Source organism: Spirillospora sp. NPDC049024 (genome assembly GCF_040649235.1).
Lineage (GTDB): Bacteria > Actinomycetota > Actinomycetes > Streptosporangiales > Streptosporangiaceae > Spirillospora.
On sequence record NZ_JBEZFD010000009.1, the window covers coordinates 116,514 to 131,919 of the forward strand.

At 73.6% G+C, this 15,406-nt stretch carries 15 protein-coding genes; 5 read left to right on the forward strand and 10 right to left on the reverse strand.

All coding sequences use genetic code 11. The annotated features are described in order from the left end of the window. Window positions 1-19 precede the first annotated feature (19 nt). Window positions 20-937 (forward strand): TIGR03619 family F420-dependent LLM class oxidoreductase, encoded by a 918-nt coding sequence (locus AB0C21_RS18610; RefSeq protein WP_500205521.1) that lies wholly within the window; start codon window positions 20-22, stop codon window positions 935-937. On the opposite strand, the gene AB0C21_RS18615 is transcribed toward AB0C21_RS18610, so the two are convergent. Next, window positions 938-1,378: an Lrp/AsnC family transcriptional regulator gene (locus AB0C21_RS18615; RefSeq protein ID WP_149258295.1), complete on the reverse strand. Its 441-nt coding sequence runs from the start codon at window positions 1,376-1,378 to the stop codon at window positions 938-940. A 107-nt stretch (window positions 1,379-1,485) separates the two neighbouring features. Further along, the gene (locus AB0C21_RS18620; protein ID WP_500205523.1) at window positions 1,486-2,508 is read right to left on the reverse strand and encodes a LacI family DNA-binding transcriptional regulator; all 1,023 of its coding nucleotides are present in this window, start codon (window positions 2,506-2,508) and stop codon (window positions 1,486-1,488) included. Window positions 2,509-2,652: 144 nt separating this feature from the next. Here AB0C21_RS18620 and AB0C21_RS18625 point away from each other — a divergent pair, with 144 nt between their 5' ends. Further along, entirely contained in the window at window positions 2,653-3,900 is a 1,248-nt protein-coding gene (locus AB0C21_RS18625; protein ID WP_500205525.1) for an ABC transporter ATP-binding protein, read from the forward strand. Between the two features lie 88 nt (window positions 3,901-3,988). Here the strand turns inward: AB0C21_RS18625 and AB0C21_RS18630 are convergent, their stop codons facing one another. The 5 genes from AB0C21_RS18630 to AB0C21_RS18650 form a co-directional block, all read right to left on the reverse strand. Beyond that, entirely contained in the window at window positions 3,989-4,933 is a 945-nt protein-coding gene (locus AB0C21_RS18630) for a carbohydrate ABC transporter permease (protein WP_500205527.1), read from the reverse strand. Further along, window positions 4,930-6,315 (reverse strand): ABC transporter permease, encoded by a 1,386-nt coding sequence (locus AB0C21_RS18635; protein ID WP_500205529.1) that lies wholly within the window; start codon window positions 6,313-6,315, stop codon window positions 4,930-4,932. The genes AB0C21_RS18630 and AB0C21_RS18635 overlap by 4 nt, the downstream gene beginning before the upstream one ends. Window positions 6,316-6,339: 24 nt before the next feature. Continuing rightward, window positions 6,340-7,707 (reverse strand): ABC transporter substrate-binding protein, encoded by a 1,368-nt coding sequence (locus AB0C21_RS18640; RefSeq protein WP_500205531.1) that lies wholly within the window; start codon window positions 7,705-7,707, stop codon window positions 6,340-6,342. Continuing rightward, window positions 7,704-8,933, reverse strand: a complete 1,230-nt coding sequence (locus AB0C21_RS18645) for an ABC transporter ATP-binding protein (RefSeq protein ID WP_149258290.1) — start codon at window positions 8,931-8,933, stop codon at window positions 7,704-7,706. Before AB0C21_RS18645 ends, AB0C21_RS18640 begins: the two co-directional genes overlap by 4 nt. Window positions 8,934-9,189: 256 nt before the next feature. Further along, window positions 9,190-10,299 carry a M24 family metallopeptidase gene (locus tag AB0C21_RS18650; RefSeq protein WP_500205533.1) on the reverse strand — a complete coding sequence of 370 codons (1,110 nt, stop codon included), beginning with the start codon at window positions 10,297-10,299 and terminating at the stop codon, window positions 9,190-9,192. Between the two features lie 98 nt (window positions 10,300-10,397). On the opposite strand from AB0C21_RS18650, the gene AB0C21_RS18655 reads away from it, so the two are divergent. From AB0C21_RS18655 to AB0C21_RS18665, 3 genes are all read left to right on the forward strand, one after another. After that, on the forward strand, window positions 10,398-11,318 hold the full coding sequence (locus tag AB0C21_RS18655) for a 5'-3' exonuclease (protein ID WP_149258288.1): 921 nt from the start codon (window positions 10,398-10,400) through the stop codon (window positions 11,316-11,318). A 208-nt stretch (window positions 11,319-11,526) separates the two neighbouring features. Then, window positions 11,527-12,252, forward strand: coding sequence for a Crp/Fnr family transcriptional regulator (locus AB0C21_RS18660; RefSeq protein ID WP_500205535.1), 726 nt, complete (start codon window positions 11,527-11,529; stop codon window positions 12,250-12,252). 93 nt (window positions 12,253-12,345) lie between these two features. Continuing rightward, on the forward strand, window positions 12,346-13,764 hold the full coding sequence (locus tag AB0C21_RS18665; RefSeq protein ID WP_500205537.1) for an RNB domain-containing ribonuclease: 1,419 nt from the start codon (window positions 12,346-12,348) through the stop codon (window positions 13,762-13,764). Between the two features lie 14 nt (window positions 13,765-13,778). Here AB0C21_RS18665 and AB0C21_RS18670 read toward each other — a convergent pair whose 3' ends face one another. The 3 genes from AB0C21_RS18670 to AB0C21_RS18680 all read right to left on the reverse strand — a co-directional run bounded on the left by AB0C21_RS18670 (window position 13,779) and on the right by AB0C21_RS18680 (window position 15,391). Beyond that, window positions 13,779-13,967 carry a hypothetical protein gene (locus AB0C21_RS18670; RefSeq protein WP_149258285.1) on the reverse strand — a complete coding sequence of 63 codons (189 nt, stop codon included), beginning with the start codon at window positions 13,965-13,967 and terminating at the stop codon, window positions 13,779-13,781. Between the two features lie 219 nt (window positions 13,968-14,186). After that, window positions 14,187-14,504 (reverse strand): DUF2470 domain-containing protein, encoded by a 318-nt coding sequence (locus tag AB0C21_RS18675; RefSeq protein ID WP_500205538.1) that lies wholly within the window; start codon window positions 14,502-14,504, stop codon window positions 14,187-14,189. Continuing rightward, complete coding sequence (locus AB0C21_RS18680; protein WP_500205540.1) at window positions 14,501-15,391, reverse strand: amidohydrolase family protein; 891 nt, start codon at window positions 15,389-15,391, stop codon at window positions 14,501-14,503. The genes AB0C21_RS18675 and AB0C21_RS18680 overlap by 4 nt, the downstream gene beginning before the upstream one ends. Window positions 15,392-15,406 lie beyond the last annotated feature (15 nt).

Consider the following 15,406-nt stretch of genomic DNA (forward strand, 5'->3'; position numbering starts at 1 on the left):
AGCGGGTAAGGGGGACGCCGTGGAGATCGGGTTCGCGGTTCCGGGGTCGGGCGCGTGGGCGACCCCGCGCAACCAGGTCGCGGTGGCGCGGCGGGCCGAGGAGCTCGGCTACCGCTCGCTGTGGACGCTCCAGCGGGTCCTCAACCCCGCCGGGTCGCGGGACCTCACCTACCGGAACGTCCCCGACCCCCTGATCACCCTGGCCTACCTCGCCGCCCACACCGCCCGCGCCCGCCTGGGCGTCGCGGTCGTGAACCTGCCGTTCTACGCGCCGCCGATCCTCGCCAAGCAGGCCGCCACCCTCGACCACGTCAGCGGCGGGCGCCTGGACCTCGGCCTCGGGATCGGCTGGATGCCCGAGGAGTTCGCCGCGGTCGGCGCCCCCATGGAGCGGCGCGGCGCCCGCGCGGAGGAGTTCATCGGCGCGCTGCGCGCCCTGTGGGCGGGCGGGCCCGGGGACGCGGCGCGGTTCCATGGCGAGTTCTACGACATCCCGCCGGTGACCATGGACCCGCGGCCGCTCCAGCCGTCCGGTCCGCCGATCCTGCTGGGCGGCGGCGCCGAGCCCGCGCTGCGGCGCGCCGGCCGGCTGGCGGAGGGCTGGGTCAGCTCCAGCCGCGCCGACCTCGCCGCGATCGGGCGCTCCATCGACATCGTGCGGGAGGCCGCCGAGGGCGCCGGGCGGGACGCGTCCGCGCTGCGGTTCGTGTGCCGGGGCGCGGTTCGGGTCCGGCCCGCGGGACGGGAGGGCAGGCGCCCGCTCACCGGCTCCTACGAGGAGATCCGCGGCGACTTCGGGGCGCTCGCGCGGCAGGGCGTCACCGAGCTGTTCGTCGACCTGAACTTCGATCCCGAGATCACCGGGCCGGACGCCGACCCGGAGGCGTCGCTGGAGCGCGCCCAGGAGGCGCTGGACGCGTTCGCGCCCGGCACCTGACTACAGGGGCGGGCGCCGCGCCTCCCAGGGGGTGCTGAGGACGACCGTGGTGCGCGTCGCGACGTTCGCGGCGGCGCGGATCTTCTGGAGCAGGTCCTCCAGCTCGTTCGGGGAGGCGACCCGGACCTTCAGGATGTAGCTCTCGTCCCCCGCCACCGAGTGGCACGCCTCGATCGCCTGGAGGTGCGCCAGCCGCTCGGGGGCGTCGTCGGGGGCGGCCGGGTCGATCGGTTTGATCGACACGAACGCGGTCAGCGGCAGGCCGATCTGCCGGGTGTCGAGCTGCGCGGCGAAGCCGGTGATGACGCCGCGCTTCTGCAGCCGCCGGACGCGCTGGTGCACCGCCGACACCGACAGCCCCGTCTCCTTGGCCAGGTCGGTGAAACTCATCCGCCCGTCGTCGGCCAGCAGCGCCATGATCTGACGATCGATCTCCTCCACGCGGGAAATCTAGCGCGCCGGAGCCGGTGCGCGGGCCCGCACGGGATCACGGATCGGCCTTGCCCGCCGGGGCCGAGGCCCGCGCGGGGCCCCGGTGGGGGCGTAGATCAGCGGCGCACGGCGCGCAGCGGTCCGCAGCTGCCGCGCACCACCAGCTCCGTCGGCAGCAGGACCGGGCCTCCCCGGCCGCGCCGGGCGGGCTCGCGCAGCAGCAGCTCGCAGGCGCGGTAGCCGATGTCGTGGCCGGGCCTGGCCACGGCGGTGAGCGGCGGATCGCACAGCTCGGCCCACGCGACGTCGTCCACCATCGCGATGGACACGTCGGCGGGCACCCGCAGGTCCAGCTCGCGGGCGACCAGGACGGCGGCCTCGCCGAGCAGGTGGCCGGCGGCCAGCACGGCGGTGGCGTCCGCGCGGCGCTGCAGCAGCCCGGCGGCGGCGGCGTAGGCGGCGTCGCGGGCGGGCCGGGCGGCCACGATCAGATCCTCCTCCACGGGCACCCCGAGCTGGGCCAGCGTCTCGCGGAACGCGCGCTCGCGCACCCCCGAGGGGCGGCCCGGCGCCCCGCCGAGGAACCCGATGCGGCGGTGCCCGAGCCCGACGAGGTACTCGGCGAGGGACCGGACGCCGCCCGCGTCGTCGGCGAGGACGGACGGGACGTCCGGCAGCCCGGGCAGGACGCGGTCGGCGAACACGACGCTGGAGCACACCCGGGCCGCGGCGCGCCAGTCGGCCTCGTCCCCGGCGGGCAGCGCGATGATCCCGTCGACCCGCTGCTCGACGAGCCGGTCGACGATCTCGGCCTCGCGGGCCGGGTCGCCGTGCGCGGCGTCCACGATGACGTGCTCGCCGAGGGTGCGGGCGCAGGCCAGCACGCCCGCGACCAGCTCGGCGCAGAACGGGTCGGTGACGTCGGGGACGACCAGGCCGATGCCGCCGCTGCGGCGCAGCTTCAGCCCCCGGCCGAGTGCGCTCGGCCGGTAGTCCAGCTCGCGGGCCGCCGCCAGCACCCGCTCGCGGGTCGCGGCGCTCGCCGAGCCCGTCCCGGAGAACACCCGCGAGACGGTGGCGATGCCGACGCCCGCCGCCGCGGCCACGTCCTTGATCGTCGCCGACCGCCGCTCCGCCATGACCCGCCGCCCCTGTCGCCCGTTTCGATCATCTTCTCACGATGAGTCTCCCCTGGAAACGATTCCATGATGTTTACTCCAGCCATTACGACATATCCCCTGCTCGGCAGGGGAACGGCGGAAACGTTTCCACAAGGGGTTCGGATGGCCAAGATCGTGCTGGACCGGGTCGACAAGGTGTACGGCGGCGGCGTCAAAGCCGTCGACGGGCTCGACCTGGAGATCCGCGACGGGGAGTTCATGGTGCTGGTCGGGCCGTCCGGCTGCGGCAAGTCCACCGCGCTGCGGATGATCGCCGGCCTGGAGGAGATCAGCGGCGGGAAGATCTCCATCGGCGACCAGGTCGTCAACGACCTCGCGCCGAAGGACCGCGACATCGCGATGGTCTTCCAGAACTACGCCCTGTACCCGCACATGACGGTGGAGCAGAACCTCGCGTTCGGCCTCAAGCTGCGCGGCACGCCGAAGGCGGAGATCAAGCAGAAGGTCCGCGACGCCGCCAAGATGCTCGGGCTCGAGCAGTACCTGTCCCGCAAGCCGGCCGCACTGTCGGGCGGCCAGCGCCAGCGCGTCGCGATGGGCCGCGCCATCGTCCGCCAGCCGCAGGCGTTCCTGATGGACGAGCCGCTGTCCAACCTCGACGCCAAGCTCCGCGTGTCCATGCGCGCCTCCCTCAGTCAACTGCACGAGCGGCTCGGCGTCACCACCGTGTACGTCACCCACGACCAGGTCGAGGCGATGACGCTGGGGTCGCGGGTGTGCGTGCTGCGCGAGGGCAAGCTGCAGCAGGTCGACACCCCGCAGCGGCTGTTCGACAACCCCGTCAACCTGTTCGTGGCCGGGTTCATCGGCTCGCCGGCGATGAACTTCGTGCTCGCCGACCTCGACACCGGCGACGGCGGGGCGCGGGTCTCCTTCGCCGGCTACACGCTGCCCGTCCCGGCCGCCGTCCTGGACGGCAGGCCGGGCCTGCGCGACTACCTCGGCCGCAAGATCATCCTCGGCGTCCGCCCGTCGGACTTCGAGGACGCCGCGCACGCCCAGACCGGCTGGGCGCCGATGGCGGTGCGCAGCAGCGTCACCGAGGAGCTCGGCAGCGAGATCAACGTGATCTTCACGATCGACGCGCCGCCGGTCGAGCACAAGGACACCGCCGACCTCGCCGAGGACGCCGCCGAGGGCGAGGGCGACATGGCGATCCCGCTGATCGAGAACAAGGCGCTGTGGACGGCCCGCGTCAACTCCCGCTCGCACGTGCGCCCGGGGCAGGACGTGGACCTCGCCGTCGACACGCGCCGCCTGCACTTCTTCGACCCGTCCAGCGGCCTGGCCATCGGGCACCCCGACGTCGCCGGAGCGCACGGCGCCGCGGACCTGAGCAAGTCCGGCTGACCCTGCTCCTACCGGAACAGATCGGTGCCCACGGCCTCGGAGAGGCCGTGGGCACCGACGCGTGAGGGGATCGTCTCGTCCCCCGAGGTCACTTCACCGAGCCCGCGAGGACTCCCTGGACGAAGTAGCGCTGGAAGGCGAAGAAGACCGCCAGCGGGACGACCAGCGACAGGAACGCGCCGGGCGCGAGGATGTCGATGTTGCCGGTGAACTGCCGCATCTGCGACTGCAGCCACTTGGTCATCGGCTGCGACTCGGTGTCGGCGAACACCAGCGCGACCAGCAGGTCGTTCCACACCCACAGGAACTGGAAGATGCCCAGCGAGGCGATCGCCGGCCCGCCCAGCGGGAAGATCACCCGGCGGAAGATCGTCCACTCCGAGCCGCCGTCCATCCGCGCCGCCTCGAGCAGGTCCCGGGGGATCGCCGCGAAGAAGTTGCGGAGCAGGAAGATGGCGAACGGCAGCCCGAACGCGACGTGGAACAGCACCACGCCGGTGACCGAGCCGAACATCTGGAACCCGCCGAACTCGATCTTGCCGTAGAGCTTGGCGACCGGGATCAGCGCGACCTGGATCGGCACCACCAGCAGCGCCACGACGAGCAGGAACAGCCAGTCCCGCCCGGGGAACTCCATCCAGGCGAACGCGTAGGCGGCCAGCGAGGCGATCGCGACCACCAGCAGCGTCGCCGGAACGGTGATCAGCACCGTGTTCCAGAACGAGTCGACGAAGTCGCCCTTGTCCAGCAGCGCGCTGTAGGACTCGGTCGTCAGCTGCGCCGGCTTGGCGAACACGTTCCACCAGCCGTCGGCGTTGTTGTCCTCGTTGGAGCGCAGCGAGGCGACCAGCAGGCCGAGGGTCGGCACCAGCCAGAACACCGCGATGAGGACCAGCAGCGCCTGGGCGGCGGTCCCACCGACCTTCCCTACGACGCGGGCGGCCACACCCCGGCGCGGCGCTCCCGCCGCGCCGTTGCCGCCGCCGGCCCCGGCCCCGGAGGGCGCCGGGGCGTCCTTCTCCGCGGTGCTCATTTGCGCTCCTGCCGCATTCGCCGGACGTTGAACAGCATGGCGGGCAGCACGAGCAGGAACAGCAGCACGGCGATGGCGCTGCCGGAGCCCTGGTCGTTGCCGCCGCCGAACGACTCGGTCCACATCTGCAGGGCCAGCACGCTGGCGTTCGGATCGCCGCCGCCGATGATGTAGACGAGGTCGAAGACCTTCAGGACGTTGATGACGAGCGTCACCAGCACCACCATCAGCACGGGCGCGAGCAGCGGGATCGTCACCCGCCGGAACACCTGCCACTCGGTGGCGCCGTCCACCCGCGCCGCCTCCAGCGCGTCGCGCGGAATGGCGGCGAGCCCCGCGGCGATCAGCACCATCGCGAAGCCCGACCACACCCACAGGTACGACACGATGATCGCCGGGGTGATGAGCGTGTCGCCCAGCCACTCGGCGCCCTGGTAGGCGGTGGTGAAGTTGTCCTTGGGCAGCCGGATCGTGTACGTCCCGGCCGGCACCTTCTTCATGGTGAAGGTGCCGTCGGCGTTCGTGGTCGCCTTGGCGACCACCTTGCCGCCCTGGACCGCCTCGACCCGGATGCCCGGCAGACCGGACTCCCCGGAGTTCGGGGCGTTCTGCTGCCCGCCGCCGCCCCGGGTGAAGTCGAACCAGACCGTGCCGGTCAGCTGGCCCGGCCTGGCGGCCGGGGGCTGCGCCGCGGGCTCGGCGGACTTCGGCAGGTACTCGGGCTTGACCCTCAGCAGCGGGACGAGCGCGCTCTGCCCGGCCGAGACGGGCTGCACCGTGACCACGGCGCCGCCCTCCTGGCGGACCGGGGCGCTCCCGCCGCCGCGGGGCGCGGCGCCCGGGTAGGTGGTGTCCTGCCGGAACATGTCGTGCACCGCGACCATCGCCGCGTTCGCCACGCCCTTGTCCGGGTCCTGCTGGTACACCAGCCGGAAGATCACGCCGGAGGCGAGGAAGGAGATCGCCATCGGCATGAACACCACGAGCTTGAACACCGTCGCCCACCGGATCCGCTCGGTGAGGACGGCGAACAGCAGGCCGACGATGGTCACCACGGTCGGCGCCACGACGACCCAGATCGCGGTGTTGCGCACCGCCACGAGGTTGTCGTGCCCCTTGAAGATCCCGGTGTAGTTGTCGACGCCGACGAACGAGCCGCCCGAGGCGTCGAAGAAACTGCGGATCACCGAGTAGACGATCGGGTAGACGACCAGGAAGCCGAGCAGCAGCAGCGCCGGCAGCAGGAACATCAGGGCCAGCCACGAGGGCGGGGTCAGCCGCTCGCGCGCCCCGCGGCGGCCCTGGGGGGCGGCCGGAGCGGCGACGGCGGCGGCGCCGCCGGCCGTCGCGGCCGGCGGCACCTCCTCATTCGGAGCCTTCATTCAGGGGTTCCCTACTTGTGGGCCCTACTTGTACGCCTTGGCCGCCTCGGCCTCGAGCTTGGCCTGCGTGCCCTTGACGTCGGTCGGGTTCTGCACGAACTGGCGCAGCGCCTCCCACTCGCCCTTGCCGGGGGTCGCGCCGAACGCGGCGGGCGCCAGGTCGGACATGTCGTAGCGGGCGGCGTCGCCGGACTGCTGGAGCTGGGTGACCAGCTGCTTGGCGATCGGGTCGGAGTAGGCGTCGGGCTTGACGTTCTTGTTCGGCGTCAGGTAGCCGCCGAGCCCGGCCCACACCGTGCCCGCCTCGGGCGAGGCGAGGTACTTCATGAGCTCCTGCGCGCCCTTGCCGTCCTTCAGCGCGACCGCGACGTCGCCGCCGAGGATCGCCGGGGCGGTGTCGCCGGCCTTCGGGAACGCGAACACCTTGGCGTCCGTGCCGACCTTGGCCTTGGTGGTGGCGATGTTGGCGGCGGCGAAGTCGCCGCCGTACACCATGGCGGCCTTCTGCTGGCCGAACACCTGGGTGACCGACTCGTCGAACTTGGTCTTGGTCGCGGTCGCGACGCCGCCGTTCAGGTAGTCGCCCTTGCCCCAGATCTCGGCGAGCGCCTCCAGCGCCTTGCCCACGCTGGGGTCGGTCCACTTGATCTCGTGCTTGGCGAGCTTGTCGTAGTTCTCGGGCCCGGCCTGCGACAGGTAGACGTTCTCGAACCAGTCGGTCAGCGTCCAGGAGTCCTGCGGCCCCGCGGCGAGCGTGAACGGGGTGGTGCCCGCGTCCTGCAGCGTGCCCGCCGCCTTGGTCAGGTCGGCCCACGCCGCGGGCGGCTGGACGCCGGCCTCGTCGAGCGCCTCCGGCCGGTACCAGAGGATCGACTTGTAGGCGGCCTTGACGATGACGCCGTAGGTCTTGCCGTCGGAGGAGCCGAGCTCCTTCCAGTACGGCGCGAAGTTCTGGCCGACCTGCGTCACCACGTCGTCGCCGAGGGGCTTCAGCGCGCCCTTGCCGGCGTACTGCTGCATCAGGCCCGGCTGCGGCAGGATCGCCACGTCCGGCGGGTTCTTGGCCTCGATGCGCGGGCCGAGGTAGGCGTCGGTGTTCTCACCGGTGGAGGCGTAGTTGACCTTCGCCCCGGTCTTCTTCTCGAACGCCTGCAGGACCTTGCGGAAGTTCGCCTCCTCCGGACCGGTCCACTTGGCCGCGACCTCGATGGTGGTGCCCTTCAGCTCACCCCCGCCCGCGGGCCCGGAGTCGTCGCCCTTGTCGTCGCCGCCGCACGCGGCGGCCGCCGACAGCAGCAGGCCCGCCGCGACGGCGGCTCCCGTCACCCGCCTGCCGAAGCCGGACCGGGGTGTGCGGGGGGAGGTCCCCCCGCCGGCAAAGCTGACCGTCATTCCTCATCCTCCCTGGCCGGAGCGGCGTCGCCTGGTCCCCAGATCGACGCGCCCGTCTCGATATCGAAGAAGTGCAGGCGGCCGGTGTCGACGCGGATCGTCACCGGGTCGCCCACCTTCACGCGGGTGCGCGGGCTGAACCGCGCGACCAGGTCCGTGCGGGGCTTCTCCAGGTGCCCCAGCACGTCGGTCCCCGCGTCGCGCGCGAGCTCCTTGGTGTCCTCGGTGACGACCTGGGACGCCTCGATCGCGAAGTGCACCAGCACGTCCGAGCCCATCGCCTCCACGAGGTCGGCGGTGGAGGTCAGCCCGGACCCCTCGGGCGTCTCCACGAGCTCGGAGTCCTCCATGTCCTCGGGGCGGATGCCGACGACGACATCGCTCCCGAGGTGGGACGCCAGGGCCGGGCGCTCGGTCAGCACCTCGGCCGGGAGCGTCAGGGTCTGGCCGCCGATCTCCAGGCGCGGGTTCGCCGCGTCGCCGGACAGCGTGCCCTGGATCAGGTTCATGGCCGGTGAGCCGATGAAGCCGGCGACGAACAGGTTCGCCGGCCGGTCGTAGAGCTCCTGCGGCGCGGCGACCTGCTGCAGCCGCCCCTTCTTCATCACCGCGACCCGGTCGCCGAGCGTCATCGCCTCGGTCTGGTCGTGGGTGACGTAGATGGTGGTGACGCCGAGGTCGCGCTGGATGCGCGCGATCTCGGCGCGCATCTGGACGCGCAGCTTGGCGTCGAGGTTGGACAGCGGCTCGTCCATCAGGAACGCCTGCGGCTCGCGGACGATCGCGCGGCCCATCGCGACGCGCTGCCGCTGCCCGCCCGAGAGGTTGCGGGGCTTCTTGTCCAGGTAGTCGGTCAGGCCGAGGGTCCGCGCGGCCTTGTCGACCTTCTCCCGGATCTCGGACTTCGGCAGCTTGCGCAGCGACAGCCCGAAGCCGATGTTGTCGCGCACCGACAGGTGCGGGTAGAGGGCGTAGCTCTGGAACACCATCGCGACGTCGCGGTCCCGGGACGGCACCCGGTTGACGACCCGGCCGCCGATCGTGACCTCGCCCTCGGAGATCTCCTCCAGCCCGGCGACCATCCGCAGCGCGGTCGTCTTGCCGCAGCCCGACGGGCCCACCAGGACGAGGAACTCCCCGTCGGCGATGTGGAGGTTCAGGTCGGTCACGGCCCGCGTGCCGTCGGGATAGACCTTCCCGACGCTGGTCAGGTCGACCTCTGCCACGGCGTCTCCTCTTCGTCACGGCACGTTGATGCGGAGGAAGTTCGTTTACCCCCGCGTAACAGTGCAACAAGGAGGTACAGGGCCGGACGCCCGGACCGCAACCGGCAGCGTACGGTCCGGAGCATTTGGTGCAGAGATCGTTACCGTGCCGTTTCCGCCTCAATTTGAGACGTCCAAAAACGGCACGTGGGCATGAACCAAAAACCGTTCATGCCCACGTGCCCGTCGAGGCGTCCCGGCGCGTCCGGGACCGGTGTCAGTCCACGACCACCAGCCCGCGCTCGGTGGTGTTCATCGGCTCGTAGCCGTCCTCGGTGCACACGACGATGTCCTCGATGCGGGCGCCGTGCGGCCCCGGGTAAATGCCGGGCTCGATCGAGAACGCCATTCCCGGCTCCAGCGGCTCGCGGTTGCCGGCGACGATGTAGGGGTCCTCGTGCGACTCCAGTCCGATGCCGTGGCCGGTGCGGTGGAAGAAGTGCTCGCCGTGCCCGGCGGCGGCGATGATGTCGCGGCCCGCCGCGTCCACCGCCTCCGGCGTGGCCCCCGGGCGCACGGCCTCGCACGAGGCCCGCTGCGCCGCCAGCAGCACCGCGAAGTACGCCTGGTAGTCGGCGGGCGGCTCGCCCACGCAGTAGTTGCGGGTCGAGTCCGAGCAGTAGCCGCTCGGCATCGTCCCGCCGATGTCGACCACGACGGGCTCGCCGGGCCGGATGACCCGGTCCGACAGCTCGGCGTGCGGGTTCGCGCCGTTCGGCCCCGAGCCGACGATGACGAAGTCGACCTGGGCGTGCCCCTCGGCGATGATCGCGTCGGCGATGTCGCGGCCGACCTCGCGCTCGGTCCGGCCGGCCTTCAGGAAGCCGGGGACCAGGCGGTGCACGCGGTCGATCGCCTCCCCCGCCTCCCGCAGCGCCGCGACCTCGGCCGCGCTCTTGCGCATCCGCAGCTCCCGCAGCACGGCCCCGGCCGCGGTCTGCTCGGCGCCGGGCATCGCGCCGCGGAACCGCAGCGCCATCACCGCCCACATCCGGTCGGCCAGACCGACGGTCCCCACGTCCCGCGGGAGGCGGTCGGCCACCAGCGCGTACGGGTCGTCGGTCTCGTCCCACGGCACCAGCTCCAGCCCGAGCGAGCCCGCCGGCGACTCCTGCGCGGCGGGCAGCTCCAGCCTCGGGACGACCAGGAACGGCTCGCCGGCGGCCGGGACCACCAGGCAGGTGAGCCGCTCCAGCTGCTTGGCGTCGTACCCGGTGACGTACCGCAGGTCCGGGCCGGGTGTCAGCAGCACGGCCCCGAGGCCCGCCTTCGCCGTCGCCTCGCGCACCAGGCCGACGCGCTCGCGCGGATACAACTCCGTTGTCACATCCGTCTCCATATGTTCGTTCCTCTCCAGTGGCCGGTACCAGGATCCCAGGGGCGTCCGGGCGCCGCCGACCCGGCCCGCGTGGCAGCATGTGGCCCATGAGCGGGCTGATGCTGCTGGACACGCCGTCGTTGTACTTCCGCGCCTTCTTCGGGGTCCCCGAGTCGGTGACGGCGCCGGACGGGACGCCGGTGAACGCCGTGCGCGGGCTGATCGACATGATCGCCCGGCTCGTCCAGGACCGGCGCCCGGACCGGCTCGTCTGCTGCATGGACGCCGACTGGCGGCCGGCGTTCCGGGTGGAGGCGCTGCCCTCCTACAAGGCGCACCGGGTCGCCGAGGACGGCGGCGACCAGACGCCCGACGCGCTGGAGGCCCAGCTCCCGCTCATCGACCGGGTCCTGGACGCCGTCGGGCTGGCCCGCGCGGGAGTTCCCGGCTACGAGGCCGACGACGTGATCGGCACGCTCGCGGTGCGGGGCGCGAAGGACGGGCCGGTCGACATCGTGACGGGCGACCGCGACCTGTTCCAGCTCGTGGACGACCGCGGCCCCGTCACCGTCCTGTACACCGCCCGGGGGATCCGGAACCTGCAGGTGATGGGCGAGAAGGAGGTCGCGGCCAAGTACGGCATCCCGGGCCGCGGCTACGGCGACTACGCCACGCTCCGCGGCGACCCGAGCGACGGGCTGCCCGGCGTGCCCGGCGTCGGCGACAAGACCGCCGCCGCGCTCGTCACCCGGTTCGGGTCGGTCGACGGCATCCTCGCGGCGCTGGACGCGGGCACCGACGAGGGCTTCCCGGCGGGCGCGCGCCGCCGGATGGAGGCGGCCCGCGACTACCTGGCCGCCGCCGAGACGGTGGTGCGGGTCGTCACCGACATCGACGCCCCCGAGCTGGCGGGCCTGGACGACCGGCTGCCCGCCGAGCCGCGCGACGCCGAGGCCCTCGTGGAACTGGCCGACACCTGGAACCTGTCCAGCCCCGTCAACCGCCTGCTGAACGCGCTCTCCCGCTGAACCGCCCCTTTCTCGCTGCAATTTGCGCCGAGAGTGTCAGATGACACAGACGGCGCGGTCTCCGGCGTGCAGCATGCGGAACAGTGAGGGGTTCTCATTGGCACATGCAGGCGACCGGTACCCGCGGCACTTGGGCCTCAACGCCCCACTCCCCCCAGTCGCCGTGGGTACCGGTTCATCCGGGCCCCGGACCTGAGACGGACGTGCCGTGAGCGAGCGGACCGGAACCCGCGGCGGCCTCGCCGCCGACCCCGGCGGCGGATTCTGGGACGCCCTGGACGCACCGGAGCGCGCGGCGCTGCGGAACGCCGGGCGGACCCGGAGCTACCAGCCGAGGGCGCCCCTGTGCTACCAGGGCGACGACTCCGACCACATCATCGTCATCGAGTCGGGCTGGGCGAAGGTCACCTGCGCCGGCGAGGACGGCCGCGCGGTCGTGCTCGCCGTGCGCGGGCCCGGCGACCTGGTCTGCGAGAGCGCGGTGCTCGGCCGCCGCGAGCGGTCGGCGACCGTGCAGGCGCTCGACCACGTCCGGGCGCTGATCGTCCCGGCGACCCGGTTCACCGCCTTCCTGGACGCCCATCCGCGCGTGTGGCGGCTGGTCAGCGGCACGTTCGTGCGGCGGCTCGACGACGCGGACCGCAGGCTGCGGGCGCACGTGTCGGCGCAGGGCGCGCGGCGGCTGGCGATCCTGCTGGCGGACCTGGCCGACCTGTCGGCCCGGCACGCCCCGCCGGCCGGCGGCGGGCCGATCGCGATCGCGCCGCCGCTGTCCCAGGAGGAGCTCGGCAGCTGGATGGACGCCTCCCGGGAGACCGTGGCGCGGGCGCTGTCCGCGCTGCGGCGCGAGGGGCTGGTCAGCACCGGCTGGCGCAGGATCACCGTGGAGGACCCGGCGGGGCTGCGCGCGTTCGCGGACTCCCCCGAGGAGTGAGCGCCCGGCGGCCGGACCGCCGGCGGCCGGCCGATGCCTTTACATTGTAGATTCACAGAGAGATCGACGGATTCGTCCCGTACGCTCGGTTGTGTGCCGCGCCGACCGCTGCGACTGCGTACCGCCCAGGCCGACGCCGAGGTCCGCGCGGGGCTCGACCGGATCCGCGCCGAGTTCTCGGTGCCCGGCGCGTTCCCGCCCGCCGCCCTCGCCGAGGCCGCCGCGTCCGCGCCCCCGTCCAACGGCCGCGTCGACCTGCGCGACGTCCCCTTCTTCACCCTCGACCCGCCCGGCTCGCTCGACCTCGACCAGGCGATGCACCTGGAGCGGCGCGGACCGGGGCACCGGGTGCGGTACGCGATCGCGGACGTGGCCGGGTTCGTCCGCCCGGGCGGCGCGCTCGACACCGAGGCCCGCGCCCGGGGCGTGACGCTGTACCTGCCGGACGCGAACGCGCCGCTGCACCCCCGCCCGCTCTCGGAGGGCAGCGCGAGCCTGCTGCCCGGCCGGGAGCGCCCGGCCGTGGCCTGGACGATCGACATCGACGACGCCGGGCGGATCACCGGCGTCGACGTGCGGCGCGCCGTCGTCCGCAGCCGCGCCCGGCTCGACTACGCCACCGCCCGGCGCGACGGCGGCGACCCGCGGATCGCGCTGCTCGGCGAGATCGGCGAGCGGCTCATCGCGGCGGAGGCCGCGCGCGGCGGCGTGAGCCTGCCGCTGCCCGAGCAGGAGGTCGTGCACGCGGGCGGCGGCTGGGCGCTGAAGCTGCGCGGCGACCTCGCGACCGAGGCGTGGAACGCGCAGATCTCGCTGCTGACCGGGCGGGCCGCGGCCCGGCTGATGCTGGACGGCGGCGTCGGACTGCTGCGCACCATGGCGCCCGCGCCCGCCGAGGCCGTCGAGCGGCTGCGGCTGGCCGCCCGCGCGCTCGGCGTCTCCTGGCCGGGGGACGCCTCGTACGGCGACATCGTCCGCGCCCTGGACCCGGCGCTGCCCCGGCACGCGGCGTTCCTGCACGACGCGGCCGGGCTGATGCGCGGCGCCGGCTACACCGCGTTCGACGGGACGCCGCCCGAGCAGGCCGTGCACGCCGCCGTCGCCGCCCCGTACGCGCACGTCACCGCGCCGATCCGGCGGCTGGCCGACCGGTACGCCACGGAGGTGTGCCTGGCCCTGGCGGCCGGCCGCCCCGTCCCGGGCTGGGCGCGGGAGGCGCTGCCGGAGCTGCCCGAGGCGATGCAGCGGGCGCTGCGCCGGGGCGCGGACATCGACCACGCCTGCGTCGACCTGGTCGAGGCGCTCCTCCTGCGCGACCACGTCGGGGACGTGTTCGACGCGGTGGTCGTGGACGTCAACGGCGACCGCACGGGCGGGCGCGTCCAGCTGGTGGCGCCGCCGGTGTTCGGCCGCTGCGACGGGGAGGGGCTGCCGCTCGGCGAGCAGGTCAAGGTGCGGCTGGAGGAGGCGGACCCGGCGCGCCGCCGGGTCCGCTTCTCCCGCGCTGAGTGAGTCCCGCGCCGCCGTCAGCGGCGGGCGCGGCGGCGCGGCCGCCAGCCCGCCGAGGTGCCGGTGCCGACGCCGCCGAGGTGCAGGGCGAGCAGCAGCAGGCCGAGGACGGTCAGGGTGCCGTTGTTGATGGCGTCCGAGGTGATGTCGGCCAGGTCGAACAGCAGGGCAAGGGCGAAGACGATCGCGGCGACGATCGCGAGCATGTCGGCCTCCGTGGGGGTCGGGGGCCCACCGCGGGCCCCTCGGGTGCCTACCGGATCTCCTCCAGCCCGCCCCCGAAACCGGGCTCCCTTTCCGGCTGTCCGATATCCGGATTAGCACCACAGAACAGCCCGTGCCGGTCACGCCGCGTCGCGGCGCGGCTGCTCACCGGGTTCCCCGGTGGGCGCGGCGCCGGCCCGGCACCCGGCCCGCCGGCCGCCTTACGGGCCGTCCGGAACGTCCCGGCGCTCGGCGAGCGCGGCACGGGCCCGCTCGGTCATGCGGACGACCTCGCGGCGCACCTGGGCGCGCTCGGTGAGCCGCTCGCCGAACGGGATCCGGACGGTGTGCTCGACCCCGCCGTCCGCGACGGCGAACTCGATGCCCTCCGCGTCCAGGCCGGTCATCCGGGCCGCGGTCGCCCCAGGGCGGCCGCCGAGCGCGCGGCAGATCGTCAGGCAGTCGGCGGCGTGGTCCTCGTTCATGTGGCGCGCGATCTGCCCCGCGACCTCGTCGGTGAAGGGGTCGGCGTCGGTCATGGGTGGTCCTTTCGCGTGGGCGCCGGCGGGAGGGCCAGGTCCTTGTAGATCCGGAGGGCGTTGCCGCCGAGGACGAGCCCGAGGGTCTCCTCGTCCAGGTCGAGGGCGGCGCCGACGGCGCGGGCGTTGCGGGCGACGCCGGGCACGCCCGGCCAGTCGGTGCCGAAGACGAACTTGCGGGCCAGGCGCCGCAGGTCGTGCCGGGCGTAGTACTCGGGGAGCCGCCGGGGCGGCAGCCCCGACAGCTCGATCCACACCTCCTCGCGCGACAGCGCGAGGAACGCGGCGGCGTCGTACCACCAGCCGCGGCCGCCGTGGGCGAGGACGAAGGTGAGGCCGGGGAACAGCCGCAGCACGTCGTCGACCGGCGTCGGGTCGGCGTACCGGTTGGCCGAGCCGGGGAACGAGCTCGTCCCGCAGTGCACGACGACGGGGACCCCGGCGTCACGGCACACCTGGTAGGCGGGGTAGAGCTCGGGGTCGGCGACGCTGAACCCGCCGTGCACCGGGTGGAGCTTGAGCGCGGCGGCGCCGAACCCGAGCTGCCGCTCGACCTCGGCGTCGACCGGGTAGTGCAGGTGCGGGTTCACGTTGGCGATCGGCCTGAAGCGCCGCGGGTTGTGCTCCAGGAGCGGCCGCAGGTCCTCGATGGGCTGCGTGCCGGTGGTCCGCGGGCTGTACTCGCACAGCAGCAGGGCGATGTCGACGCCCTCGGCCTCGAAGTAGGCGTCGACCCGCTCGGGGACGAGGGCGCCCTCGTCGTCGTAGAGGTCCTGCCACGGGTGGGACGAGCCGAACTCCTCGGCCCAGCGCCGCCAGGCCGGGCGGAGCGTGGGCAGCCGGGCGGCGTGCACGTGCGCGTCGATCAGCGGGCGTCCGTCGAGCATGCGGCGGAGCCTACC

What these genes read in the sequence shown, in the direction of transcription:
- AB0C21_RS18620 (WP_500205523.1), bottom strand. Translation starts at nt 2,508, where the DNA reads ATGGCGGAGCGGCGGTCGGCGACGATCAAGGACGTGGCCGCGGCGGCG.
- AB0C21_RS18625 (WP_500205525.1), top strand. Translation starts at nt 2,653, where the DNA reads ATGGCCAAGATCGTGCTGGACCGGGTCGACAAGGTGTACGGCGGCGGC.
- AB0C21_RS18630 (WP_500205527.1), bottom strand. Translation starts at nt 4,933, where the DNA reads ATGAGCACCGCGGAGAAGGACGCCCCGGCGCCCTCCGGGGCCGGGGCC.
- AB0C21_RS18635 (WP_500205529.1), bottom strand. Translation starts at nt 6,315, where the DNA reads ATGAAGGCTCCGAATGAGGAGGTGCCGCCGGCCGCGACGGCCGGCGGC.
- AB0C21_RS18640 (WP_500205531.1), bottom strand. Translation starts at nt 7,707, where the DNA reads ATGACGGTCAGCTTTGCCGGCGGGGGGACCTCCCCCCGCACACCCCGG.
- AB0C21_RS18655 (WP_149258288.1), top strand. Translation starts at nt 10,398, where the DNA reads ATGAGCGGGCTGATGCTGCTGGACACGCCGTCGTTGTACTTCCGCGCC.
- AB0C21_RS18670 (WP_149258285.1), bottom strand. Translation starts at nt 13,967, where the DNA reads ATGCTCGCGATCGTCGCCGCGATCGTCTTCGCCCTTGCCCTGCTGTTC.
- AB0C21_RS18675 (WP_500205538.1), bottom strand. Translation starts at nt 14,504, where the DNA reads ATGACCGACGCCGACCCCTTCACCGACGAGGTCGCGGGGCAGATCGCG.
- AB0C21_RS18680 (WP_500205540.1), bottom strand. Translation starts at nt 15,391, where the DNA reads ATGCTCGACGGACGCCCGCTGATCGACGCGCACGTGCACGCCGCCCGG.